General features: G+C 60.5%; 20 protein-coding genes. 3 read left to right on the forward strand and 17 right to left on the reverse strand.

Annotated features, from left to right (window positions below; all coding sequences use genetic code 11):
• Window positions 1-81 precede the first annotated feature (81 nt).
• Genes xylA through ACTJJ7_RS22640 form a run of 3 tightly spaced genes read right to left on the reverse strand, consistent with a single transcriptional unit; the run spans window position 82 to window position 4112 of the window.
• Window positions 82-1392, reverse strand: coding sequence for a xylose isomerase (gene xylA / locus ACTJJ7_RS22630; protein WP_440968894.1), 1311 nt, complete (start codon window positions 1390-1392; stop codon window positions 82-84).
• Window positions 1389-2843 carry a xylulokinase gene (gene xylB / locus ACTJJ7_RS22635; RefSeq protein WP_440968895.1) on the reverse strand — a complete coding sequence of 485 codons (1455 nt, stop codon included), beginning with the start codon at window positions 2841-2843 and terminating at the stop codon, window positions 1389-1391. Before xylB ends, xylA begins: the two co-directional genes overlap by 4 nt.
• Window positions 2844-2867: 24 nt before the next feature.
• Window positions 2868-4112, reverse strand: a complete 1245-nt coding sequence (locus ACTJJ7_RS22640) for an ROK family transcriptional regulator (protein WP_105738150.1) — start codon at window positions 4110-4112, stop codon at window positions 2868-2870.
• A 213-nt stretch (window positions 4113-4325) separates the two neighbouring features.
• Here ACTJJ7_RS22640 and xylF point away from each other — a divergent pair, with 213 nt between their 5' ends.
• The 3 genes from xylF to ACTJJ7_RS22655 all read left to right on the forward strand — a co-directional run bounded on the left by xylF (window position 4326) and on the right by ACTJJ7_RS22655 (window position 7553).
• Window positions 4326-5366, forward strand: a complete 1041-nt coding sequence (xylF, locus tag ACTJJ7_RS22645; RefSeq protein WP_105738068.1) for a D-xylose ABC transporter substrate-binding protein — start codon at window positions 4326-4328, stop codon at window positions 5364-5366.
• A gap of 86 nt (window positions 5367-5452) precedes the next feature.
• Window positions 5453-6760, forward strand: a complete 1308-nt coding sequence (locus ACTJJ7_RS22650) for a sugar ABC transporter permease (RefSeq protein ID WP_440968896.1) — start codon at window positions 5453-5455, stop codon at window positions 6758-6760.
• 13 nt (window positions 6761-6773) lie between these two features.
• Window positions 6774-7553, forward strand: a complete 780-nt coding sequence (locus ACTJJ7_RS22655) for an ATP-binding cassette domain-containing protein (protein ID WP_440968897.1) — start codon at window positions 6774-6776, stop codon at window positions 7551-7553.
• A gap of 76 nt (window positions 7554-7629) precedes the next feature.
• Here the strand turns inward: ACTJJ7_RS22655 and ACTJJ7_RS22660 are convergent, their stop codons facing one another.
• The 14 genes from ACTJJ7_RS22660 to ACTJJ7_RS22725 all read right to left on the reverse strand — a co-directional run bounded on the left by ACTJJ7_RS22660 (window position 7630) and on the right by ACTJJ7_RS22725 (window position 23074).
• Window positions 7630-8208, reverse strand: a complete 579-nt coding sequence (locus ACTJJ7_RS22660) for a NifU family protein (protein WP_105738062.1) — start codon at window positions 8206-8208, stop codon at window positions 7630-7632.
• A gap of 100 nt (window positions 8209-8308) precedes the next feature.
• Window positions 8309-8797 carry a universal stress protein gene (locus ACTJJ7_RS22665; RefSeq protein ID WP_105738060.1) on the reverse strand — a complete coding sequence of 163 codons (489 nt, stop codon included), beginning with the start codon at window positions 8795-8797 and terminating at the stop codon, window positions 8309-8311.
• A gap of 27 nt (window positions 8798-8824) precedes the next feature.
• Window positions 8825-9904 (reverse strand): tryptophan--tRNA ligase, encoded by a 1080-nt coding sequence (trpS, locus tag ACTJJ7_RS22670; RefSeq protein ID WP_440968898.1) that lies wholly within the window; start codon window positions 9902-9904, stop codon window positions 8825-8827.
• Window positions 9905-10013: 109 nt separating this feature from the next.
• A complete protein-coding gene (locus ACTJJ7_RS22675) occupies window positions 10014-10400 on the reverse strand; it encodes a VOC family protein (RefSeq protein ID WP_440968899.1) in 387 nt (128 codons plus the stop codon).
• The gene (murJ, locus tag ACTJJ7_RS22680) at window positions 10397-11995 is read right to left on the reverse strand and encodes a murein biosynthesis integral membrane protein MurJ (RefSeq protein WP_440968900.1); all 1599 of its coding nucleotides are present in this window, start codon (window positions 11993-11995) and stop codon (window positions 10397-10399) included. The genes ACTJJ7_RS22675 and murJ overlap by 4 nt, the downstream gene beginning before the upstream one ends.
• A gap of 37 nt (window positions 11996-12032) precedes the next feature.
• Entirely contained in the window at window positions 12033-14843 is a 2811-nt protein-coding gene (locus tag ACTJJ7_RS22685) for a [protein-PII] uridylyltransferase (protein WP_130268464.1), read from the reverse strand.
• 112 nt (window positions 14844-14955) lie between these two features.
• Window positions 14956-17676 carry a DNA mismatch repair protein MutS gene (gene mutS, locus ACTJJ7_RS22690; RefSeq protein ID WP_440968926.1) on the reverse strand — a complete coding sequence of 907 codons (2721 nt, stop codon included), beginning with the start codon at window positions 17674-17676 and terminating at the stop codon, window positions 14956-14958.
• Window positions 17677-17823: 147 nt separating this feature from the next.
• On the reverse strand, window positions 17824-18663 hold the full coding sequence (locus ACTJJ7_RS22695; RefSeq protein WP_105738146.1) for a GNAT family N-acetyltransferase: 840 nt from the start codon (window positions 18661-18663) through the stop codon (window positions 17824-17826).
• Window positions 18664-18820: 157 nt separating this feature from the next.
• Window positions 18821-19324, reverse strand: a complete 504-nt coding sequence (lspA, locus tag ACTJJ7_RS22700; RefSeq protein ID WP_105738051.1) for a signal peptidase II — start codon at window positions 19322-19324, stop codon at window positions 18821-18823.
• A gap of 5 nt (window positions 19325-19329) precedes the next feature.
• Window positions 19330-20208 carry a TrmH family RNA methyltransferase gene (locus ACTJJ7_RS22705; protein WP_440968901.1) on the reverse strand — a complete coding sequence of 293 codons (879 nt, stop codon included), beginning with the start codon at window positions 20206-20208 and terminating at the stop codon, window positions 19330-19332.
• On the reverse strand, window positions 20205-21311 hold the full coding sequence (locus tag ACTJJ7_RS22710) for a class I SAM-dependent methyltransferase (RefSeq protein WP_440968902.1): 1107 nt from the start codon (window positions 21309-21311) through the stop codon (window positions 20205-20207). Before ACTJJ7_RS22710 ends, ACTJJ7_RS22705 begins: the two co-directional genes overlap by 4 nt.
• An 83-nt stretch (window positions 21312-21394) precedes the next feature.
• A complete protein-coding gene (locus ACTJJ7_RS22715; protein WP_440968903.1) occupies window positions 21395-22369 on the reverse strand; it encodes an ornithine cyclodeaminase family protein in 975 nt (324 codons plus the stop codon).
• 24 nt (window positions 22370-22393) lie between these two features.
• A complete protein-coding gene (locus ACTJJ7_RS22720) occupies window positions 22394-22723 on the reverse strand; it encodes a LapA family protein (RefSeq protein ID WP_440968904.1) in 330 nt (109 codons plus the stop codon).
• A 69-nt stretch (window positions 22724-22792) separates the two neighbouring features.
• A complete protein-coding gene (locus ACTJJ7_RS22725; protein ID WP_091878879.1) occupies window positions 22793-23074 on the reverse strand; it encodes an integration host factor subunit beta in 282 nt (93 codons plus the stop codon).
• Window positions 23075-23142: the final 68 nt, after the last annotated feature.

Genomic DNA, 23142 nt, shown 5'->3' on the forward strand with positions numbered 1-23142 from the left:
TGGTCGAAATCTTAATGCAGGCTGATCTCCCCCCTTGTGGGGGAGATGGGCGGTAGCCCAGAGGGGGGTAAAAACTCTCCTCTAAACGTAGCGGTTGACCACGTTCTCCAGATATTCCTGGCGGCCGGAGCGCGGCTGCGGCTGGATCTTCTTGTCCTCGACATGTTTGGCAATGTCTTCGAGCGAAAGTTTGCCCGATAGCATGGCTTGCGCGTCCGGCTTAGCCCAGCCCGCGTAGCGCTCCTCGACAAAGCCGGTGAGGGCCTTGTCCTCGACCATCTTCGCCGCTGCCTTGAGGCCGCGGGCGCAGGTATCCATGCCGCCGATATGGGCGATCAGCAGGTCCTGCGGATCGAGTGACTGGCGGCGCAGTTTCGAGTCGAAATTGGTGCCGCCCGTGGTGAAACCGCCGGCTTTGAGGATTTCATAATAAGCCAGCGCCACCTCGGGCACATTGTTGGGGAACTGGTCCGTATCCCAGCCGGACTGGTAGTCGTTGCGGTTCATGTCGATGGAACCGAAAATGCCCAGTGCCGCGGCGGTTGCCAGCTCATGTTCGAAGGAGTGACCGGCAAGAATGGCGTGGCCCTGCTCGAGATTGACCTTGACCTCGTTCTCCAGGCCAAAACGCTTGAGGAAGCCATAGACCGTCGCCGCATCGTAGTCATACTGGTGCTTGGTCGGCTCCTGCGGCTTCGGCTCGATGAGGATGGCGCCCTTGAAGCCGATCTTGTGCTTGTAGTCGACGACGAGGCTGAGGAAACGGCCCATCTGGTCGAGCTCGCGCTTCATGTCGGTGTTGAGCAGGGTTTCGTAGCCTTCGCGGCCGCCCCAGAGCACATAGTTTTCGCCCTTCAGCTTCTGCGTGACATCGATACAGGTTTTGACTGTCGCTGCCGCATAGGCGAAGACATCGGGATCGGGATTGGTGGCGGCACCGGCCATGTAGCGCCGGTTGGAGAACAGATTGGCGGTGCCCCAGAGCAGTTTTGTTCCGGTCTTTTCCATCTTGCCCGCGAAATAGTCCGCAATCTCGTAAAGGCGCTTGTTGCTTTCGGCGAGAGTCTCGCCCTCCGGGCGAACATCCGCATCGTGGAAGCAGAAATAGGGCGCGCCCAGCAGCGAGAACATCTCGAAAGCCACGTCGGCTTTCAGCTTCGCGCCCTGCATCGAGTCATTGAACCACGGGCGTTCGAAGGTCTGGCCGCCGAAGGGATCGCCACCCGGCCAGGTGAAGGAATGCCAGTAGGCCACGGCAAAGCGCAGGTGGTCTTCCATGCGCTTGCCGTTGATCAGCTCTTCGGGATTGTAAAAGCGATAGGCAAGCGGATTGGTGCTGTCCGGCCCCTCATATTTGACTGGTTTGATGTCACCAAAAAATCCGCTGCTCATGATTGAACTCCCTTTAATGCTGGATAGAGGTTGTGGTAGCGCCGGTAGGCGGCGTCAAAATCGGCAGTGAGTCCCTTGTCGGGCTCGATGGTCTTTTCCGTTGCGGGCTGCGTGCAGATGGCGCGCGGATCGGCGTTTTCCGCCGCAATCAATCCCAGCCTTGCGGCACCGAAGGCTGCGCCGAAATCCCCATCGGCAGGAATGTCGACGGGGATGCCGAGCGCCGTGGCGATGGTTTTCAGCCAGTAGATGGAGCGCGAACCGCCGCCGACGGCAGTCACCCGGTCAAGCCTGGTGCCGGCGCTGGCCAGTGCATGCAGGCAGTCGCGGAAGGCAAAGGCGACGCCTTCGAGGACGGCCTGGGTCAGGCTTGCCCTGTCGCTCGCATGCTCCAGTCCCTGGAACGAGCCGCGGATGGCGGAATCGTTGTGCGGGGTGCGTTCGCCGGAGAGGTAAGGCAGGAAGGTGACGCCGGAAGGGGCCCGCAGCGTATCGCCCAGCTCGCCAGTCAGTTCCGCCGGCTTGCGCGCGGTGATGCCCGCATACCAGTTGAGTGCATCGGTGGCGGAGAGGATCACGCCCATCTGGTGCCATGTATCGGGGAGGGCATGGCAGAACGTGTGAACGGCGCTGGCCGGGTTGGGCAGATAGGCATTGTTGGCGGCAAACAACACGCCGGATGTGCCGAGCGAGACGAAGGCATGGCCTTCCGCCACGGTGCCCATGCCGCAGGCGGAAGCGGCATTGTCCCCGGCGCCCCCGGCAACAACCACCCCGTTGCCCATGCCCCAGCGCGCGGCCAGACCGGCTTTCAGCGTGCCGGAAACAGCGGTTCCCTCGACGAGGGACGGCATGTGGCTTCTGTCCAGTCCGGATGCGCCGAGCAGCTCGTCCGACCAGGCGCGTTTGCCGACATCCAGCCAGGAGGTTCCCGCTGCATCGGACATTTCGGAGACGTGCTCGCCGGTCAGCCAGAGCCGCAGATAATCCTTCGGCAGCAACACCCGCCGGAGTTTTGCGAAAATCTCCGGTTCGTTGTTCTTCACCCACATCACTTTCGGGGCGGTAAAGCCGGGAAAAACAATATTGCCGCTGAGCGCGCGAAAGATCGGGTTGCCGTCGAGTTCGGCTGCTTCCGCATGGCTGCGCGTATCGTTCCACAACATGCAGGGCCGCAGCACGCTGTCATTGCCGTCAAGCAGCGTTGCGCCATGCATCTGGCCGGAAAGACCGATGCCTTTCACAGCAGCCAATTCTTTGGGATGACTGGCCTTCAGTGCGGCAATGGCATCTTCCGTTGCGCCGATCCAGTGCGCCGGGTCCTGTTCCGACCAGCCGGAATGCGGACGCGAGACGTCCAGCGATCCCGTGCCGGAACCGATGACGGATTGCTTGTCGTCAATCAACAGCGCCTTGACGCCGGATGTGCCTAGATCGAGACCGAGATACATGGAAGATCCTTTGAAATATGGAGGCTAGATCGCACGCCGCAGCGGTGCTTCCCGCAGATCGCCGGGGGCGAAAAGCTGGGTATCGAGGTGCAGCAGGGACGTCATCATGCAGCCCTGCAGGATGAGCGGATGCTCGTCGGGATAGCAGCGGATGGTCAGGTCGGGCTTGCCGCCCCAGCCGGTCGTGCCCGATACGATTTCCCGCAAATCCGGCTCGATGAGGTCGAAGACACCGGCACCGGGCCCGACAAGCGCGATGGGCACGGGGTCGATCAGCGAGAAAAGGCTGCGCAGGCCGGAACCGATGGCCTGCCCTGCCTTGCGGAATGCCGCCCGCTCCGCGCCGTCGCGGCTGCGGGCACGGTCGGCAACGGCGTTGAACGACGCGGCGTCGACATCCTGGGCCGGCTGGGCCTGTTCGTCCTCGCCGGCTGTGCGGCGCAGGATGGCATAGTCGCTGGCATAGGCCTCGATGCAGCCGTGGCGGCCGCAGCGGCACAGCGCGCCGTTGGGAACATGCAGCATATGGCCGAATTCGGCACCGGAAGACTGGACGCCGAGAAACGGCTTACCCTTGAGATAAAGGCCCATGCCGATGCCGTGCGACAGGAGAATGGCGGCAAAGTCTTCGGTGTAGTGTTCCGGATCGGTCCAGCGCAGCGCCTCGGCGATCATGCTGCAATCATTGGCAACGGCAACGCTGACGCCATAGCGGGCGCAGAGGATGTCGCCGAATGCCACGTTGATGTCGGGTGTGATCGGCGACCAGAGCATGGTCGCGCTGGCGGCATCGGTGACACCCTGGACGCCCATGGAGATGTGCATGAGCCGGCCCGCGCTGCCCGGCATGCCGGCGAGCAGGCCGTCAAGCATTTCGCAGATCGCCCGGGTCAAGTCGCCGGCGGTTGCATCGAGCGTCGGGATGCGGCGGATTTCCTGCGCGATCACCTGTCCCTTGTAGTCGAACAGCACCGTGTGGGCGAGGTTGAGTGCCAGTTCAACCGTGGCGATTGTCGCAATTTCCGGGTTGAGCGTCAGCGCCACCTGCGGACGGCCTCGGCGATTGGCGGTAACATCGCCGTCGCGGCTTTCATTGACAATACCTTCGGCGATGAGTGCCGTGGTGATGGCCGAAACCGTCGATGCGCTGAGGCCGGTTTGCGCCACGATATCGGTGCGCGAGAGAAGATCATGGCCGCGCAATGCGGCCAAAACCAGCCTGCGATTCTGGCGCCGGACGTCGTCCGGACGGGCTATCTCGTCAACCAACAATCGATCTCCTCCCGAAGTCTTTTTTGATGCGATGCAAAAATATTGTTGCATCGCAATAACTTAGCAGATCAGATTCTATGTTGACATGGAAATCAAATTAAGTCACTATTTTTTTCGAGCCTCGAAATAAAGAGGTTTGGATGTCTGGCCGGAGGTGAAAGGCCAGACATCTGACGGGATCAACGTGCCATGTGCACTGGGAGGATTATCATGAAAAAATACGCAACCGCTTTGGCGGGTGTTGCCCTTGCCGTTTCTTTGGCTGGCCCGGCGCTGGCGAAAGACAAGATCATTGGCGTATCCTGGTCCAACTTTCAGGAAGAGCGCTGGAAGACCGATGAAGCAGCTATCAAGAAGGCGCTTGAAGCCAATGGCGACAAGTATATTTCCGCCGATGCGCAGTCTTCTGCTTCCAAGCAGCTCACCGACGTTGAAAGCCTGATCTCGCAGGGCGCCAATGCCCTGATCATCCTTGCTCAGGATTCGAGCGCAATCGGACCTGCCGTTGAAAAGGCCGTGGCTGAAGGTATTCCGGTCGTCGGCTATGACCGCCTCATCGAAAACAAGGATGCGTTCTACATCACCTTTGACAACAAGGAAGTTGGCCGCATGCAGGCGCGCGGTGTCCTCGCCGTGAAGCCGGAAGGCAACTACGCCTTCATCAAGGGCAGCTCGGCTGATCCGAACGCCGATTTCCTCTTCTCCGGCGCGCAGGAAGTTCTGAAGGATGCCATTGCGTCCGGCAAGATCAAGAATGTCGGCGAAGCCTATACGGACGGCTGGCTGCCGGCCAATGCGCAGAAGAACATGGAACAGTTCCTGACCAAGAACGACAACAAGATAGACGCTGTCGTTGCCGCCAATGACGGCACGGCCGGTGGCGCCATCGCTGCCCTGCAGGCCCAGGGTCTTGCCGGTACGGTTCCCGTTTCCGGCCAGGATGCGGACTTTGCGGCGCTGAACCGCATCGCGCTCGGTACCCAGACCGTTTCGGTCTGGAAGGACTCGCGTGAGCTGGGCAAGGAAGCCGCCGGTATTGCCGCTGCTCTCGCCGACGGCAAGAAGATGACTGACATTCCCAAGGTCCAGAAATTTGCTGGCGGTGCCAACAAGGTCGAGGTCAATGCCGTGTTCCTGACGCCGGTTCCGATCACCAAGGACAACCTCAACGTCATCATCGACGCGGGTTGGGTGAAGAAGGACGTTGTCTGCCAGGGCGTCAAGGCCGGTTCGGTCGCGGCCTGCAAGTAAGTCCTGAATAATCTGCTAAACTTGAGCGCCGCTGGTCCACTGGATCGGCGGCGTTTTAAAAAGAACCTGAAACTGGGGAGAGATAAATGAGTGATCCGGCAGTCAGTCTTGACCGGGCCCGCGCCTCCGAACTTGGCTTTGTTGCCCGCTTCTTCAGAGCCACCGAACTTGATACCCGGCTGCTGGGCATGATCGGTGCGCTGGTTGTCATCTGGATCGCTTTCCAGATTCTCTCCGGCGGTCAGTTCCTCACACCGCGCAACCTGTGGAATCTTTCCGTCCAGACCTCATCCGTTGCCGTCATGGCGACCGGGATGGTGCTGATCATCGTGACGCGCAACATCGACCTGTCGGTCGGCTCGCTGCTCGGTTTCATCGGCATGATCATGGGTGTCATGCAGACGGAAATGCTGCCGAAACTCATCGGCTTCGAACATCCCGCCACCTGGATCATCGCGCTGGGCATCGGCATTGTCGCCGGTGCCGTCATCGGCGGCTTTCAGGGTTTTATCATTGCCTTCCTCGGGGTTCCCGCCTTTATCGTGACCCTTGGCGGCCTGCTCGTCTGGCGCGGCGCCGCCTGGTGGGTCACATCGGGCCGTACGGTTGCCCCGATGGACTCGACCTTCCGCCTGATGGGCGGCGGCCCGGAAGGATCCATCGGCTCCATGTGGAGCTGGATTCTCGGTATTCTCGCCTGCATTGCCATCGTCATCATGGTGGCCAACAGCCGCCGCCAGCGCCAGCGGTTCAATTTTCCGCGTCGTCCGGTCTGGGCCGAAGTGTTCATGGCCGCCGTCAGCTGCGGTCTGGTGCTTGGGGCTGTCGCGATTGCCAATGCCTATTACTGGCCCATCGGCATCGTGCGCAAATATGCCGAGACCAACAACATCACCATTCCCGACGGCGGCCTGTTCATCTCGCATGGCATTGCCATTCCGGTGCTGATTGCCGTGGCAACCGGGATCATCATGACATTCGTGACCACGCGCACGCGCTTTGGCCGCTATGTCTTCGCCATGGGCGGCAATCCCGAGGCTGCCGATCTCGCCGGTATCAACACACGCTGGGTCACCATGAAGATTTTCATCATCATGGGCATTCTCTGCGCCATCGCCGGTGCGGTCTCCACCGCCCGCCTCAACGCGGCAACCAATGCCCAGGGCACGCTTGACGAGCTTCTGACCATTGCCGCCGCGGTGATTGGCGGAACATCGCTGGCCGGCGGCGTCGGCACCATTGCCGGTGCGATGATCGGCGCGCTGCTCATGCAGTCACTGAGTTCGGGCATGGTGCTTCTCGGCCTCGATACGCCGCTGCAGAATATCGTTGTCGGTATCGTTCTGGTGATCGCCGTCTGGCTCGACACCATCTATCGCCGCCGCACCGCGTGAGGGAGGAAAGATCATGACCACTGCACAGACACCCCTCATCGACATGGACAATATTTCGATCGCATTCGGCGGTATCCGCGCGGTCGACGGTGCGTCCGTCAATCTCTACCCCGGCGAAGTCGTGGCCCTGCTCGGCCACAACGGCGCTGGCAAATCGACACTGATCAAGATCCTGTCCGGCGCCTACAAGCGCGACAGCGGCACGATCAAGGTCAATGGCGAGGAAGCCTCGATCGGCAATCCGCGCGATGCCAAGTCCTATGGCATCGAGACGATCTACCAGACGCTGGCGCTGGCCGACAATGTCGATACGGCGGCCAATCTCTATCTTGGGCGTGAACTGATGACGCCGTGGGGCACGCTCGATGACGTGGCCATGGAGCACAGCGCGCGCGAAGTGATGGGGCGGCTCAATCCGCGCTTCCAGCGCTTCAAGGATCCGGTCAAGGCCCTGTCCGGCGGGCAGCGTCAGTCCGTGGCCATCGCCCGGGCGATCCTGTTCAATGCCCGCATCCTGATCATGGACGAGCCGACGGCGGCGCTCGGACCGCAGGAAACCGCGCAGGTGGGCGAGCTGATCAAGCAGCTCAAGAGCGAAGGCATCGGCATCTTCCTGATCAGTCATGACATCCACGATGTCTTTCATCTCGCCGACCGGGTGGCCGTCATGAAAAACGGCCAGGTGGTTGGCACCGCCAAGGTAGGGGATGTCACCGAGGATGAAGTGCTTGGGATGATCATCCTCGGCAAATGCCCGCCCGGCGCGATACCCGGACCCGGCGCCGTCAACTGACAATTGCAACCGCTATAGGTGAATAATGAAAAGGCCGCATCAAGCGGCCTTTTCATTATCAATATCGGGAAGCGCCTTAGATCGCTTCGACCTGCTGAACTTCCGGCACGAAATGCTTCAGGAGGTTCTGGATACCATGCTTCAACGTTGCTGTAGAAGACGGGCAGCCGGAGCAGGCGCCCTTCATATGCAGGTAAACCGTGCCGTTCTCGAAGCCGCGGAACGTGATGTCACCGCCATCCTGCGCCACGGCAGGGCGTACGCGGGTCTCCAGCAGTTCCTTGATCGTATCGACGATCTCGGTGTCCGCCGTGTCGAAGAACTCGCCGTCGCCTTCGAGCTGGGCTGTCGCCGCAACCGATGTCGCGCTTGCCATGACAGGCGCGCCGGACATGAAGTGTTCCATGATCGCGCCGAGGATGGCTGGCTTCAGGTGCTGCCATTCCGGGCCTTCGGCCTTGGTGACGGTAACGAAATCATAACCGAAGAACACGCCAGTCACGCCGGGGACGGCAAAAATCTTGGCGGCGAGCTGCGACGCTTCCGAAGCGGTTGCCGCATCGCGGAAATCCGCCGTGCCTTCCTCAAGCACAACCTTGCCAGGCAGGAATTTCAAGGTCGCCGGGTTGGGCGTTGCTTCTGTCTGAATGAACATGGCGGATATCTCGCGTGTCTAGTTTAGAACGGTTCAAAGGCATATAGGCCTTTCGGCCAGTCTCTTCAAGGCAAGAGTGTATCACGGTTTCAAGATGCAATCATGTGATTGCATCAATATCCTCGTTTGAGAGATTGTAGGGCACAACGGTGACCGGAATGGAGAAGGATTCACGTCCGGCCAGGGTCTGGACCAGCGGGCCCGGGCCCTCTTTGCCGGAACCGGCCGCCAGAACCAGAATGGCGATATCCTGGTCTTCCTCGATGAGCTTCTGGATCTGTTCGGAGGTAATGCCTTCCCGCACCACAAGCTCGGATTCGATATTGATGGTTTCGCGCACCGAAGCGGCAAACTTGCTCAGCGTCGAATGCGCCCGTTCCTCGGCTTCCGCCCGCATGATCTGCTCGACCCCGAGAAACTGCTGGAAGTCGGCGGAATCGATGACAAACAGCAGGACCAGCACGCCGTTCGTGGTCTTGGCGCGGCGCGAGGCATAGGCAACCGCCCGCTCGCATTCCGGCGTTTCGTCGATGATCGCCAGAAACTTGCGGCGATGCCCTGCTTCGCGGCTGAGACGTCTTGATACCATCTGTTCAACCTGCCTTGACTGTTGAGCCTAATCCTGAAGGAATCCGACAATATCACGCACATTGCGCATCGTCTTCTCCGCCAATATAGCTGCACGCTCGCCGCCATCCTTGAGGACGGAATCGATATAGGCGGTATCGGCCGACAGACGGCGCATCTCGCTGGCAATCGGCGCGAGCTTCGCCACGGCCAGATCGGCCAGCGCCGGCTTGAACACGGAGAACTGCTGGCCACCGAAATCGCGGATGACGCCGGCCTTGTCCGTATCGGTCAGGGCGGCATAGATGCCGACGAGATTGTCGGCTTCCGGGCGGTCGTTCAGCCCCTCGATATCGGATGGCAAGGGCTCGGAATCCGTCTTTGCCTTGCGGATTTTTTTCGAAATCGTGTCCTCGTCGTCGGTCAGGTTGATGCGCGACAGGTCGGACGGATCGGATTTCGACATCTTCTTCGTGCCGTCGCGCAGGCTCATCACCCGCGCCGCCGGACCGCCGATGACCGGCTCGGTCAGCGGGAAAAAGCTGCGGATCGTTTCATCGCCGGACTGGGTCTCGATGCCAAGGCCGAGTTCCGCAATGCGAGCGGAGAAGTCCGTGTTGAACTTCTGGGCGATGTCACGCGTCAGCTCCAGATGCTGCTTCTGGTCTTCGCCCACCGGCACATGGGTGGCGCGGTAGACAAGAATATCAGCCGCCATCAGGTTGGGGTAGGCGAAGAGGCCGACCGAGGCGTTCTCGCGGTCCTTACCTGCCTTGTCCTTGAACTGGGTCATGCGGTTCAGCCAGCCCATGCGCGCGACGCAATTGAACACCCAGGCAAGCTCGGCATGCTGACGCACGCGGCTCTGGTTGAAGACAATATGCTTCCTGGCATCGATGCCGGCGGCAAGGAACGCGGCGGTTACTTCGCGCGTGTTGCGCTGCAGTTCGGCCGGGCCGCCCCAGACGGAAACCGCCTGCGTGATGGCGTGCTGGTCGACCACGCAGTAAATGCAATTGTTGTTTTCCTGCAAGGCAACCCAACGCCGCACCGCTCCCAGATAATTACCGAGGTGCAGATTACCGGTTGGCTGGACACCGGAAAAGACGAGCGGCTCAAACGTGCTCATGAACAGTCCTTGATCGTTCGGGGACCAGGCCGTTCCGGCCCGGTGGCAATGGAGAGGAGGTTTTGGCAGAGCAGGGCGCTCTATTCAAGCCCTATCGGGGCGGCGAAGGCTATTTGAGCTGCAAGAGATCCCAGGTGTTGCCATAAAGATCTTCAAACACCGCGACGCTGCCATAGGTCTCATGGCGCGGTTCCTCGAGAAAATGCACGCCGGCTCTGACCATCGCGGCGTGATCTGCGGCGAAATCGTCCGTATGGAGAAACAGCGCAACCCGGCCGCCGGTCTGATTGCCGATGCTGGCGGTTTGCGCAGGGTTATCGGCCCGTGCAAGCAGGATTTTTGCCCCGTCTTTTTCCGGCGCCACGACAACCCAGCGCTTGGCCGGGGACAGGGCGGTGTCGCTGACCAGGGAAAAGCCGAGTACCCCGGTGTACCAGGCAATCGCCTCGTCGTAATCGCGCACGACAAGCGTGACCATGCCGATGTGGCGGCTCATGCTGCGGGGCCCTCCGGCGGCGGTGGCGGCGCCTTGGAACCGCGTTTCACATTGCGGCGGATCATGCCGAAACTGGCGCCGCCGGTTGCAAAGGCCAACGCGAAATAGACGACCATCGACAGAAGGATCAGGCCGAAGACGACCGGCGCCTGGATATGCACCGGCGTATGCGATGCAAGATAGGGTGCAGCCCAATGGATGGCGTAATACAGGGCAAAAGCCATGGCGCCCGCCGAAAAGATCAGGCGCGGAATACGCGTGAGCAGCGGAATGTCGCGGCCCCAGTGCCCCCGCCACACCAGTGTCGCGAAGAGAAGAATGGCGTTGACCCACCCGGCCGTCACCTCAGCCGTGGCAATGCCGGTTTCGGCCATCAGCGGAAACAGCGTCAGTGCCATGCCGACATTGATCACCACGGAAACCGCCGCGTAGATCATCGGTGTCTTGGTGTCTTCGCGGGCAAAGAAGCCGGGAATGAAAGCCTTGATCAGCACGAAGGCAGGCAGGCCAAGGCCATAGACCGCGAGAATGTTGGACACGCGCCGCGTCGATTCGGCGGTGAACTCGCCGCGCTCGAGCAGCAGGCGGATGATCGGTTCGGACATGACAAGCAGCGCCGCCGCCGCAGGGAGTGTCAGAAACAGGATGAACTCCACCGACCGGTTCTGCAGGCTGCCGGCCTCCCTGAGATTGCCGGAGCGCAATGCACGGGCAAGCTCGGGCAAAAGCACCGTTGCAACGGCAATGCCCACCACGCCGAGGGGCAACTGATAGACGCGGTCCGCATTGGCGAGCGAGGTTACCGCACCCTCCTTGCCGGAGGCGATGTTGGTGTTCACCAGAAGATTGATCTGGGTAATGCCGCCGGTGATGGCGGCGGGCAGGGCCAGCACCAAGAGGCGCCGTACATTCGGCGTGAAGTGCGGCAGCCGGAAGCCGATGGAAATGCCGGCATTGCGCACGGCAAACCAGACGATTGCCAGCTGCACCAGTCCGGCAGCCATGACGCCCCAGGACAGGCCGTAACCGATCTTGATGCCGTCATGGCCCTTGTACCAGGCATAGGCAAGCACGCCGATCAGGATGACATTGAGGAAAACCGGCGCGACGGCGGCTGCAAAGTAGCGGTGCAGCGAATTCAGCATGCCGCTCATCATGGCTGCCAGCGACATGCAGGCGAGATAGGGAAACATGATGATCGCCATCGACACCGTATTGCCGAACTTCACCGGGTCGTCGAGGAAGCCCGGCGCGATCACCGTGCGCACGATCAGCGGCATCGACAGTTCCATCAGAATGGTCAGTGCCATCAGGACGGTGAACAGGACGCCGAACACCTCTTCGGAAAAGCGTTTTGCTCCTTCCATGCCGTTGGCTTCGATCTCCTTGGCAAACAGCGGGACGAAGGCGGCGTTGAACGCGCCTTCGGCAAACAGGCGGCGAAAGGTGTTGGGGAAACGGAAGGCGGCGTTGAAGGCATCGGCGACGGGGCCGGTGCCAAGGGCCGCTGCCATCAGCATTTCGCGCGTCAGCCCGAAGACACGGCTCATCAGGGTGCCGGAGGCCACCGTCGCAAATTTTTTGACCAGACTCATATCTGTTCCAGATTCCGAATAAACATGGGTGCTGAACCTATTCTGCCGACATCAGGATGTTATGCCGCTGTGGCTGGGCCGTGGTGATATCGCCTTCGCCGAACAGGGCGAGCAGCTTCTTGCGGATGCGGTTCTGCCGCGCCCCATTGGTGACCTGGTGGCCGACAAGATCGGTCACGTAGAACACGTCGATGACCTTTTCGCCGAATGTCGTCACATGCGCCGAGGCGATGTCGAGCGACAGATCGGAAATGACACCTGTTATCTCGGAGAGCAGGCCCGGACGGTCCAGCCCTTCGACTTCGATGACGGTAAACTTGTTCGACAGCGTGTTGTTGATTTCGACGCGCGGCGTAATGCGGAACGCCTTGACCGCGCGTTTCGGCTTGGTGCGCGACGCCAGCATCTCCGGCAGGTAGGATTTGCCGGACAGCACATCCTCGATCAGGCGCCCCACCCGCATGGCGCGGCGGCGCTCGTCGTCGTCGGTCGGAAATTCGCGGCTGATCAGGATCGTATCGAGCGCACGGCCATCACTGGTGGTGAAAATCTGCGCGTCGACAATATTAGCGCCGGCCGCAGCGCAGGCACCGGCAATGATCGACAGAAGGCGCGGATGGTCGGGTGAAAGCACGGTGATTTCGGTAACGCCCTCGAAGTCATGGGTTTTGACCATGGTCGCCAGTGTCTTTTCCGAACTGTCGGATTCGCGCACGAAATTGGCATGGCGAATCTGGTCATCAAGACTGACCGTCAGCAAATAGTTCTGATAATGCAGGGCAAGATAGGACTGGCGCTCGACCTGCGGCCAGGATGACAGGGCGTGCTCCAACTGTGCACGGGCGTGGTCGGTACGTTCCTTGCGCGACACTTCCGAGAAGCCGCCGGTCAGCATCAGTTCGGTTTCGTAGAACAGGGTGCGCAGCAGCTGGCCCTTCCAGCCGTTCCACACGCCCGGCCCGACCGCCTTGATATCGCAGACGGTGAGGATCAGGAGCAGTTTCATCCGGTCAAGCGTCTGGACGATTTCAGCGAAGTCCTCAATGGTCTTGCGGTCGTTGAGATCGCGCGACTGGGCGACCATGCTCATGGTCAGGTGCTGTTCGACCAGCCACGACACGGTTTCCGTGTCGGACTTGGACAGGCCCAGGCGCGGACAGATACGTTTGGCGATGCGCGCACCGGCGAGGGAGTGGTCTTCCGGCCGGCCCTTGGCGATGTCGTGCAGCAGTAGGGCGACGTAGAGGAGTTTGCGGTCCTTTTTCAGCGCCGGCATGATCTGGTTGGCCAGGGGATGCTCATTGCTGAGGTCGCCGTGATCAATCTCCGAAAGCACGGCGATGCAGCGCAAGAGATGCTCGTCGACCGTGTAGTGATGATACATGTTGAACTGCATCATCGCGACGACCTTGCCGAAATCCGGGATGAACTTGCCGAGAACACCGGATTCATTCATGCGCCGCAGGATAAGCTCCGGGTTGCGCTCGGAGGTCAGGATTTCAAGGAACAGGCGGTTGGCCTCGGGATTTTCGCGCAAATCCGCCTTGATCAGCGACAGGGACCGGGTCACCAGCTGCATCGCATCGGGATGAAGCTCAAGGCCATGCAGGTCGGCCAGATGAAACAGGCGGATGAGGTTGACCGGATCCTTCTGGAAAACACCGTCATTGGCAATGGTGATGCGGTGGTTGTCGACGACGAAATCCGACGTTCCCGGCAGTTTGCGCTTGCGGCGCGAGAAGGTGAGGAAAATCCGGTTGAAACCGGGAACATGTTTTGCCTGTTCTTCTTCCAGCGCGGCGCAGATGATGCGTGTGAGGTCACCCACTTCCTTGGCGACGAGGAAATAGTGCTTCATGAAGCGCTCGACATCGCGCTGGCCCGGATGTGCCGTATAGCCGAGCCGCTGGGCAATCTCGCTCTGGATGTCGAAGGACAAGCGCTCCTCTGCCTTGCCCGTGTAGAAGTGCATATGGCAGCGCACGGCCCATAAGAGGTCTTCGGCCTTGCGGAAAATATTGTGCTCGGCGCGCGACAGCACCCCGAGCTTGACCAGTTCGTCGCTGGTCTTGACGTGGTAATAATATTTGGCGATCCAGAAAAGCGTGTGCAGGTCACGCTGGCCGCCCTTGCCTTCCTTGACGTTCGGTTCGACGAGATAGCGGGTCGCACCGGCCTTGCGGTGCCGTTCGTTGCGCTCGGTCAGCTTGGCCTCGATGAAGGCCGGTCCCGTTCCCTTGACGACTTCCGTATCGAAGCGGCGCACCAATGTGGTGAAAAGCTCGTCATTGCCGCAGACATAGCGTGCTTCAAGGATGCTGGTGCGGATGGTCATGTCGGCGAGCGACTGGCGGATGGATTCATCGACATTGCGTGTGGCATGCCCGACCTTCAGGCCCATATCCCACAGCATGTAGAGGATATACTCGACCACCTGCTCGCCCCATGGGGTCTGCTTGTAGGGCAGCAGGAACAAAAGGTCGATATCGGAACCGGGCGCCAGTCCGCCGCGGCCGTAGCCGCCAACGGCCACCACGGTCATCCGCTCCGCCGTGGATGGATTGACCGAATGATAGACATGGGTGATCGCAAAATCGTAGAGCGCCGAAATGATCTGATCCATGAGATAGGACAGGCGCACGGAGCAGCGTGTGCCGCCGCCGTCCTTTTTCAGCATCTCCTCGGCGGTCTTGCGACCCGAACCAAGCGTCTCTTTCAGGAGCTGCAGCACGTCATTGCGATTGACGGAAGCGGCGCCTTGTGTCTTTGCCGCCTTGACCAGGTCTTCAAACTGTCGATGAAGTTTGGCCGGACTGACGATCTGTTCCAGTTTCAGGTCTGCGCTCATGAACACGACTTTATGAATGATGGCCGCACGCTATAGCCTGTATTTGCCATAAACGAAATGCTTACCTTTGAAGACACTGTGTCCGCCAGGGGCAAGCGTGCCCCCAATACGTTCAGGATGTCGGGTTTGTGGCGAGGCCTTTCAACCGGTAGAGCGCATCAAGCGCTTCGCGCGGCGTCATTTCATCGGGATTGACTGTGGAAAGGGCCGCCAGCAGCGCGCTGTCCTTGCCCTTGGCAGGCGCTTTCGCCTCGCGTTTGACCTCGACCGAGAACAGCGGCAGGTCATCGATCAGCTTGTCGGCCTTCCCCGATGTCTCTCCGGCTTCCAGCTGATGCAGAACGTCGCGGGCACGATTGACCACGGCTTCCGGCAATCCGGCCAGCCGGGCCACCTGCACGCCGTAGGAGCGGTCGGCGGCGCCCTTGGCCACCTCATGCAGGAAGACGACGTCACCGTCCCATTCCTTGACCCGCATGGTGACATTGCTCAGGCGCGTCAGCTTTTCCGAGAGTGAGGTCATTTCGTGGAAATGCGTGGCAAAAATCGCCCGGCACTGGTTCTTTTCGTGCAGATATTCCACCGCTGCCCAGGCGATGGAAAGACCGTCGAAGGTGGCCGTGCCGCGGCCGATCTCATCGAGAATGACCAGGGAATGGTCGCTGGCCTGATTGAGGATGGCAGCGGTTTCCACCATCTCCACCATGAAGGTCGAACGGCCGCGCGCCAGATCATCCGATGCGCCGACACGCGAGAACAGGCGGTCGACAATGCCGATATGGGCGGAACCGGCCGGAACGAACGATCCCATTTGCGCCAGAATGGCAATCAGCGCGTTCTGGCGCAGGAATGTCGATTTACCGCCCATGTTCGGGCCGGTCAGGAGCCAGATGGCCCCCTTGGCTGCACCCTCGGGCGAGAGATTGCAGTCATTGGCAACGAACGGGTTGGCGGCCTGACGGCGCAGCGACTGTTCAACAACAGGGTGACGCCCGGCAACGATCTCGAAGGCAAGACTGTTGTCGACCAGCGGGCGGCAATAGCCCTGCTCTTCGGCAAGGGCGGCGAGGCCCGCCGAGACATCGAGGGTTGCCAGCGCGGCGGCACCGGCGCGGATTGCATCGGCATTGGCAACCGTTTCCCCGGTCAGCACGTCGAAAATGCCAAGCTCGATCGACAGCGCCCGTTCGGCGGCATTGGCGATCTTGGTTTCGAGTTCGGCGAGCTCCGTCGTGGTAAACCGCATCGCATTGGCGATGGTCTGACGATGGATGAACTTGCCCTTGGCCTCGTCCGTGCCGGTCATCACAGATGCATTGTTCGCCGTGACCTCGATGAAATAGCCCAGCACATTGTTGTGCTTGATCTTGAGCGAGCGGATGCCCGTCAGGTCCATATAATCGGCCTGGAGCCCGGCAATGATGCGGCGGGAGTGGTCGCGCAACGCGCGCATCTCATCGAGTTCAGCGTGATAGCCGGGCCGCACGAAGCCGCCGTCACGCTTGAGCAGAGGCAGTTCATCGTCGAGTGCGCGGTCCAGATGGCTGGCAAAATCGCCCGGCAGGCCGGCAAGACAATCGCGAACGGCAGAGAGTTCAGCGGGAAGCACTTCCCTGCCCAGGAATGAAGCGATTTGCGCTGCGGCTTCAAGGCCGCGTGCCAGCGCGCCGAGATCACGCGGGCCGCCGCGTCCCACGGCAAGGCGCGACAGGGCGCGGGGCATGTCCGGCACGCCCTTCAACGCTTCGCGGGTCAGATCGGCGAGGGACTGGCCCGCAAGAAAGCAGGAGACAGAATCGAGCCGCTCGGCGATGGCGGCAGGATTTGTCAGCGGCGAGGTCAGCCGCTCGGCCAGCAGCCGCGCGCCGCCGCCGGTAACCGTGCGATCAATGGATTTGAGCAGGCTGCCGTCGCGATTGCCCGACAAGGTGCGCAGCATTTCCAGATTGGCGCGGGTGGCAGGGTCGATGAAAAGCGTGGAGCCTTCCGATTCCCGCTCGGGCCGCATCAGTGGCGGGCGTTCGGAAATCTGGGTCTTTTCCACATAGGCGATAGCGCCTGATATGGCGGACAGTTCGGCGCGCGAAAAGTGACCGAAGCCGTCGAGCGTGGCCACGTCGAAATAGCGCTGTATGCGGTTTTCCGCTGTGGCGCTGTCGAAAAGGCTTGGCGGCTGCGGGCTGACCGAGCGCCCGATGACATCAAATACCGGGCGCAGGTCCGGATCATGAAACACCGGATCGGCGACAATCAGTTCCCGCGGATCGACGCGCAGAATATCAGCCAGAAGCCGCGACGGATCGGTTTCGCTGACCCGGAAGGTGCCGGTGGAAATATCGATCCAGGCGAGGGCGAACTGCCCCTGCGCCGCGCCTTTCACCCGGCCCAGCGTCATGAGATAGTTCGCTTCGGAGGGGTCGAGCAGCTTTTCCTCGGTGAGCGTGCCGGGGGTGACCAGCCGCACGACATCGCGCTTCACCACGGATTTCGACCCGCGCTTGCGTGCTTCGGCCGGGTCTTCCACCTGTTCGCAGACCGCCACCCGGAAGCCGCGCATGATCAGCTTCTGCAGATAATCGTCCGCCGCGTGCACCGGCACGCCGCACATGGGGATATCCTCGCCGAGATGCTTGCCGCGCTTGGTCAGCGTGATTCCGAGTGCACGCGACGCAGCAATCGCATCGTCGAAGAACAGCTCGTAGAAATCGCCCATCCGGTAAAACAGCAGGCTGTCCGGATTGGTCGCCTTGATCTCGATATATTGCTCCATCATCGGCGTTGGGCGCGCCGGGCTGTCAGGCTCAAAGGATGGTGTTTCTGCGGTGAATGGCATGTCGGCCAAGACGTTCTCCTGATTTTGACCGATTCCGATCAGAAGACCAATCTATGCGCTATCGGAAATTTTACACACCGTGTCGGCGCATCATCGGCGGTTTTCTCCACAGATGATGTTCATTCCGTATGAGGCGAAAGGATAATTTCAGTCGAAACGCTTGGCGTTCGAGATGTAGTGGCTGACGTAGCGGGTGGAAATACGGCTGACCGGCAGAATGATCAGCACATCGGTGGTGCCGAAATCATGATCCACCACGGCACCGTCGCCAATCATGGCACCAAGGCGCAGATAGCCCTTGATCAGGGGTGGCATGGCGAACAGGGCAACCTTCGGATTGACCGCTTCGCTGGGAACGAGATCCATCGGCTGATACAGCGAGGGCAGGGCCTTGACGTCCCAGTCCGGCGTTGCGCGGCAATTGTGATGCAGGAATGACAATGGCAGGGCATGCGCTGCCGGCACCGTTCCCTGGAAGGATGCGCAGCCGAACATCACATCGATGGAGTGATAACGGCAATAGCTCCAGATGCCCTGCCAGAGCAGTTCGACCGTGCGCTTCGAGCGGTATTCCGGCAAAACACAGGACCGGCCCAGCTCAAGAAAGTGCATCTGCGGCTTGGCTGCCACCAGACTGTCGATCGTATATTCGCTAGCCGAGTAAAAGCCGCCAGTCTTGTGTGCAACTTCCGAACGCATCAACCGGTAAGTGCCGACGATCTGCTTGTGCTTGGGGCCGATGATCGAGGTGTCGTAAACCAGGAGGTGATCGCATACAGGATCGAAGCGGTCTGCGTCGCGTTGTTCCAGGGAAGCCGAGCCCTTGGCACCGAGTTCATCGAAAAATACCTTGAAACGCAGCTGCTGGGCAGAGACGATTTCGGCTTCGGTCTGCGCAAGGCAAACCTCCATCGTCCCAATGCGTCCAAGCACCGCGACAAGGTGTGGCGCCGTAAACGGCGAGGGTGTTGAATCAACCTGCGACATCGTGTGCTGATCTTTAAAGATAGACGCAGGTTCAAGCAAGGCGAAGCTCATAACGATTCGCTCTCATCATGGTTGATCGGCAATCACTAGATGCTTGAATACAACAATTGGATGACGAGCACATGACGCGGGACATGCCGCGGATGCTGGGTTTTCCTCAGTTTTCCCCAGCTTGCCCCTTCGGTGTCTTGCGCTCGCGCAGCCAGACAAAAATTTCTTCGAGCACCACCAGCGCTGCGCCGACGGAAATGTAGGCATCCGCCAGATTGAAGACGGCAAATGACCATGATGGCAGATGGAAAAGAATATAATCAACGACATAGCCAAGCAGGCTGCGATCGATCAGATTGCCGATGGCACCGCCGATGATCAGCGCAAAGCCGATGCGGGAGATCCAGCGTGCCGGTACGGTGCTCCACCAGAGATAGCTGACAAAAGCGATGACGACGACGGTCAGGCCGATCAGGGCGAGGTCGTGCATACCGCTGAGCATCGAAAATGCGATGCCATTATTGTGAACGCGGAACAGCGCCAGAAATGGCAGCAGATCGATCTGCTGCTGATAGTCCATGCCGGTCTCGACGAGATATTTGATGATCTGGTCGCTCGCCACGGCAAGCACCACGATTGCAAGCAGGCCGAAGAAGGATTTGCTTTTCATAGGGGTCATTTGTCCTGTTTGCCGCCATCGAGTGTCAATGCCTCGCGGCGGATCTCAAACAACATGACGCCGGTGGCTATGGCGAGATTGAGCGAATCCGCCCGGCCTTCCTGGGGAATGCGCGCCAGTTTATCACAGGTTGAAGCCAGCGTATCAGGGAGCCCCTGCTGCTCATTGCCCATCAGCAGAATGACGGGCTTGCCTCCGTAGGGGATCGTCCGGTAGTCGACAGCGCCTTTCAGGTGCGTGCCGACGATGAGCCCCGAAAATCCCTTTCGCCAGGAAAGGAATTCCGTTTCGCTCGCGCGTATCAACGGGACGGCAAAAACCGAACCCATGGTGGCGCGCACGGTTTCGAGCGAAAACGGGTCCGTCGTGTCGCCAATCAGGATGATGCCTTTGGCACCCGCCGCGTCGGCCGTGCGGATGATGGTGCCGAGATTACCCGGATCGCGCACCCGGTCGAGCGCGACGTAGACGTCGTTGCCTTGCGCTCGCGTGGCCGACAGGGGCTGCAGCTGCTGTTCGAACACGCCGACGACCATTTGCGGGTTGTCGCGCCTCGTGATGGCGGAAATCACCTTCTCATTGACCTCGAGCACGTCGCCGCCCTTGGCAATCGTGCGGGCCGCCACCTGCTCGACAAGGGAATTGCCCTTGCCGGCCTTGGAGTAGACCAGAGTCTTGATAACCCAGCCGAGATCGAGCGCATCGATGACGAGTTTGAGGCCTTCCGCCAGGAACACGCCCTGCTGGTCGCGGAACTTCTTGAGCGCCAGGGACCGCAGATCCTTGACGATCGGATTGGTCAGGCTGGTGACTTCCTTGACCTTGCCGGGGCGGGCGATGGAGCTGCCGTGCTGGCGGTCGTCATGTCTGGTCATTTGGCACCCCAGCGGCTGAACAGGGACGTGGAAAGGGCGCGCCCGGAAGACCGTTCGCGCAGGATCAGTTCACCCGACTGCACTTCGCCGCCAAGGCCGGTAAAGGCGTCGCGCATCAGCTCGTGAATGGCGAAGAACGATGCACGGATGGAATAGGCGGTCAGCACCACGGCGAGCGGATTGGGTGTGAGGATCGACCGGCACAGATCGACCATGTCGGGCAGATTGTCGAACAGCTGCCAGACCTCGCCATTCGGGCCGCGGCCATAGGCGGGCGGATCCAGCAGGATGATGTCATAACCGCTGCCGCGCCGCTCTTCGCGGGCGACGAATTTCATCGCATCTTCGCAAATCCAGCGGATGGGCTTGCCGGAAAGGCCGGCCATTTCCTGGTTTTCGCGTGCCCAGACGATGGCCTTTTTCGAGGCATCGACATGGGTCACCTCGGCACCAGCGCGGGCGGCAACGAGCGATGCGACGCCGGTATAGCCGAAAAGATTGAGCACCTTCACCGGGCGCTTCGCGCTGCGAATAAGCGCATCCATATGCGACCAGTGCGTTCCCTGTTCGGGAAACACGCCCACATGCCGGAAGGAGGTGAAACGGCCGAAGAAGGGAATGCCGTCATAGGCCATCGGCCATGTCTCGCCGAGCGGTACGTTGGGGAAATGCCAGCGGCCGACACCTTCTTCGTCCGTATTGCCGGTGAAAATGGCGTCCGCCTTGTCCCATTCCGCCTTGCTCCAGGCCGGGAGCCAGATAGCCTGGCCTTCCGGGCGGATGATCCGGTAGGGTCCGTACTGTTCGAGTTTCAGGCCATTGCCGCTGTCAAGCAGGGCGTAGTCATCGGAAGGCAGCGTTTCGAGGATGAGCCCGGTCTTTTCCGCCGGGCGCGCGCCGGTCCGGCGGGTCAGGACCCGCTTGGGCAGCGGTTCGGAACGCGGTGCTGGCTTGACGCGCGCGTCACTGTCCGCCGGGGTGGAGGGCTTGGCAAATTGCGGGCGGGGCTTTGTTGCCTGCTGCCTGTGCGGCGCAGCTTTTGGTCCTGCGCCTTTCGGGCCGGTGCCCTTGGCCTTCCTGATTTTTCCGCCAGACGATTTCAAACCGTTATGCCCTCATATGCCCTTGGCCATCGTTCAATGGTGGTTTCCTATGCCAAGATGAGGAAAGGCGAAAGCAAAAACACTCAGGCAGAGGCTGCAATCGCCTTTTCATAGATCAGAATGCCTCCGGCCAGGTCTTCGAGCGCCGCACCGACCGACTTGAACAGGGTGATTTCATCAGGCGACTCGCGCCCTTTCACCGTTCCGCGGGTGAGATCGAAGAGGTCGCCGATCACGTGGCTGTCGCTGATCACGCCTGCCTTGATTGGCTGGACGAGATCGCCGCCTTCCTTCAGCGCACCATCCCTGGTGTCGACAAACACCCGCGCGCGCTTGACGCACTCATCGTCGCTTTCCCGCATGGTGGGGGTAAAGGCACCGATGAGATCGACATGGGCGCCCTTCTTCAGGTGTCTGCCAAGAATGAGCGGTTCGGTCGAAAGTGTGCCCGCGGCGACAATGTCGGCATCGGCGATGGCCGCGTCCTTGTCGGTGACGGCCTTGGCATTGAAGCCATCGGCAACAAGGTCCGCCGCTACTTTGCGCGCATTGTCGATGTTGCGGTTCCAGATGGAAATCTCACGGATCGGCCTGACGGCGCTGTGCGCGCGGGCGAGGAAACCCGAGAGCGCGCCGGCGCCGAGGATAACGAGTTTGGAGGCATCTTCGCGGGCGAGATAGCGGGCGGCAAGAGCGGAAGCGCCTGCGGTGCGCCATGTGGTCAAACGCTGGCCATCGATGAGAGCCTTGGGTTCCCCGGTCTTGCCGTCGAGCAGCAGATAGACGCCCATGACAGCCGGTTTCGCAATGGCTCCATTGTCAGGCGATACCGTGACGATCTTGACGCCCATATAGCCTTTCGACGAATCGCCGAGCGCGTCGAAATCCGACCAGGCTGGCATCAGCAGAAGCGTCGATGCGGCGCCATCGGGGCGATCGACCGTATGATGGTGGCGCACCGGCTGGATAACACCCTGACGGAACGCCGTTTCAATGGCGTTGATCATGTCCGGCCAGTTCAGCAGCCCGTCGACATCAGCCGGAGAGACCAGTTTCATTGCGAATCCTTGAAAATATGCCGCTTAATGCAGGGATGGGAGATTGGGAGTGGACTGTGTGGCTGCCGATTTCCGCGCCTCCATGCGCAGAAGCTCGGTTTCCTGCTTGCACTGGCGTGCCAGCTTGCGGTGCCTGCCCTGGTTGATCCAGGTGGCGAAACTGCCAAGGATCAGCCCGACGAAGAGGGCAAGAAACAGCCAGACGAAGAGGGGAGCGGCATAGGAGAGTCCGGGATTGCCCGGATTGAACGGATCAATCGTAAAGGTCACCAGCCCGCGATTAGCCACGGACAACGCAATCAGGATGACTGCCAGCGGCACGAGAATGAGGACGACAACGACGCGATTGATCATATCTCTCTCCAGGGTAACGGCACTTCATGTATCATCAGGCTATGAAGCCGCCCCGGCTTGTGACAGCGCTCAGTCGGCGTTCAGCCGGTCGCGCAATTCCTTGCCGGTCTTGAAAAATGGCACCCACTTTTCCTCGACCTCGACACTGTCGCCGGTGCGGGGATTGCGGCCGCTGCGGGCGGGACGGTTTTTCACCGAGAAAGCCCCGAAGCCCCGAAGCTCGACCCGGTTTCCTTCCGCAAGGGCGTCGGTGATCTCGTCAAAAATGGCGCCGACGATATTCTCGACATCGCGTTGAAACAGGTGCGGATTGCGGTTGGCAATGATCTGGACGAGCTCTGATTTGATCACGGCATAATCCCTTCTGGTTCAGGTTCGAGCGACACGGCCATCATGACTATGTCACTGATCCTGTAAGC

Origin of the sequence: Phyllobacterium sp. 22229, from assembly GCF_052056495.1 — a bacterium.
Taxonomy (GTDB): Bacteria; Pseudomonadota; Alphaproteobacteria; order Rhizobiales; family Rhizobiaceae; genus Phyllobacterium; species Phyllobacterium myrsinacearum.

What these genes read in the sequence shown, in the direction of transcription:
- ACTJJ7_RS22660 (WP_105738062.1), bottom strand. Translation starts at nt 8,208, where the DNA reads ATGTTCATTCAGACAGAAGCAACGCCCAACCCGGCGACCTTGAAATTC.
- ACTJJ7_RS22675 (WP_440968899.1), bottom strand. Translation starts at nt 10,400, where the DNA reads ATGAGCCGCCACATCGGCATGGTCACGCTTGTCGTGCGCGATTACGAC.
- xylF (WP_105738068.1), top strand. Translation starts at nt 4,326, where the DNA reads ATGAAAAAATACGCAACCGCTTTGGCGGGTGTTGCCCTTGCCGTTTCT.
- ACTJJ7_RS22685 (WP_130268464.1), bottom strand. Translation starts at nt 14,843, where the DNA reads ATGAGCGCAGACCTGAAACTGGAACAGATCGTCAGTCCGGCCAAACTT.
- xylB (WP_440968895.1), bottom strand. Translation starts at nt 2,843, where the DNA reads ATGTATCTCGGTCTCGATCTAGGCACATCCGGCGTCAAGGCGCTGTTG.
- trpS (WP_440968898.1), bottom strand. Translation starts at nt 9,904, where the DNA reads ATGAGCACGTTTGAGCCGCTCGTCTTTTCCGGTGTCCAGCCAACCGGT.
- murJ (WP_440968900.1), bottom strand. Translation starts at nt 11,995, where the DNA reads ATGAGTCTGGTCAAAAAATTTGCGACGGTGGCCTCCGGCACCCTGATG.
- ACTJJ7_RS22720 (WP_440968904.1), bottom strand. Translation starts at nt 22,723, where the DNA reads ATGATCAATCGCGTCGTTGTCGTCCTCATTCTCGTGCCGCTGGCAGTC.
- ACTJJ7_RS22715 (WP_440968903.1), bottom strand. Translation starts at nt 22,369, where the DNA reads ATGAAACTGGTCTCTCCGGCTGATGTCGACGGGCTGCTGAACTGGCCG.
- mutS (WP_440968926.1), bottom strand. Translation starts at nt 17,676, where the DNA reads ATGCCATTCACCGCAGAAACACCATCCTTTGAGCCTGACAGCCCGGCG.
- ACTJJ7_RS22665 (WP_105738060.1), bottom strand. Translation starts at nt 8,797, where the DNA reads ATGGTATCAAGACGTCTCAGCCGCGAAGCAGGGCATCGCCGCAAGTTT.
- ACTJJ7_RS22705 (WP_440968901.1), bottom strand. Translation starts at nt 20,208, where the DNA reads ATGACCAGACATGACGACCGCCAGCACGGCAGCTCCATCGCCCGCCCC.
- lspA (WP_105738051.1), bottom strand. Translation starts at nt 19,324, where the DNA reads ATGAAAAGCAAATCCTTCTTCGGCCTGCTTGCAATCGTGGTGCTTGCC.
- ACTJJ7_RS22695 (WP_105738146.1), bottom strand. Translation starts at nt 18,663, where the DNA reads ATGTCGCAGGTTGATTCAACACCCTCGCCGTTTACGGCGCCACACCTT.
- xylA (WP_440968894.1), bottom strand. Translation starts at nt 1,392, where the DNA reads ATGAGCAGCGGATTTTTTGGTGACATCAAACCAGTCAAATATGAGGGG.
- ACTJJ7_RS22655 (WP_440968897.1), top strand. Translation starts at nt 6,774, where the DNA reads ATGACCACTGCACAGACACCCCTCATCGACATGGACAATATTTCGATC.
- ACTJJ7_RS22650 (WP_440968896.1), top strand. Translation starts at nt 5,453, where the DNA reads ATGAGTGATCCGGCAGTCAGTCTTGACCGGGCCCGCGCCTCCGAACTT.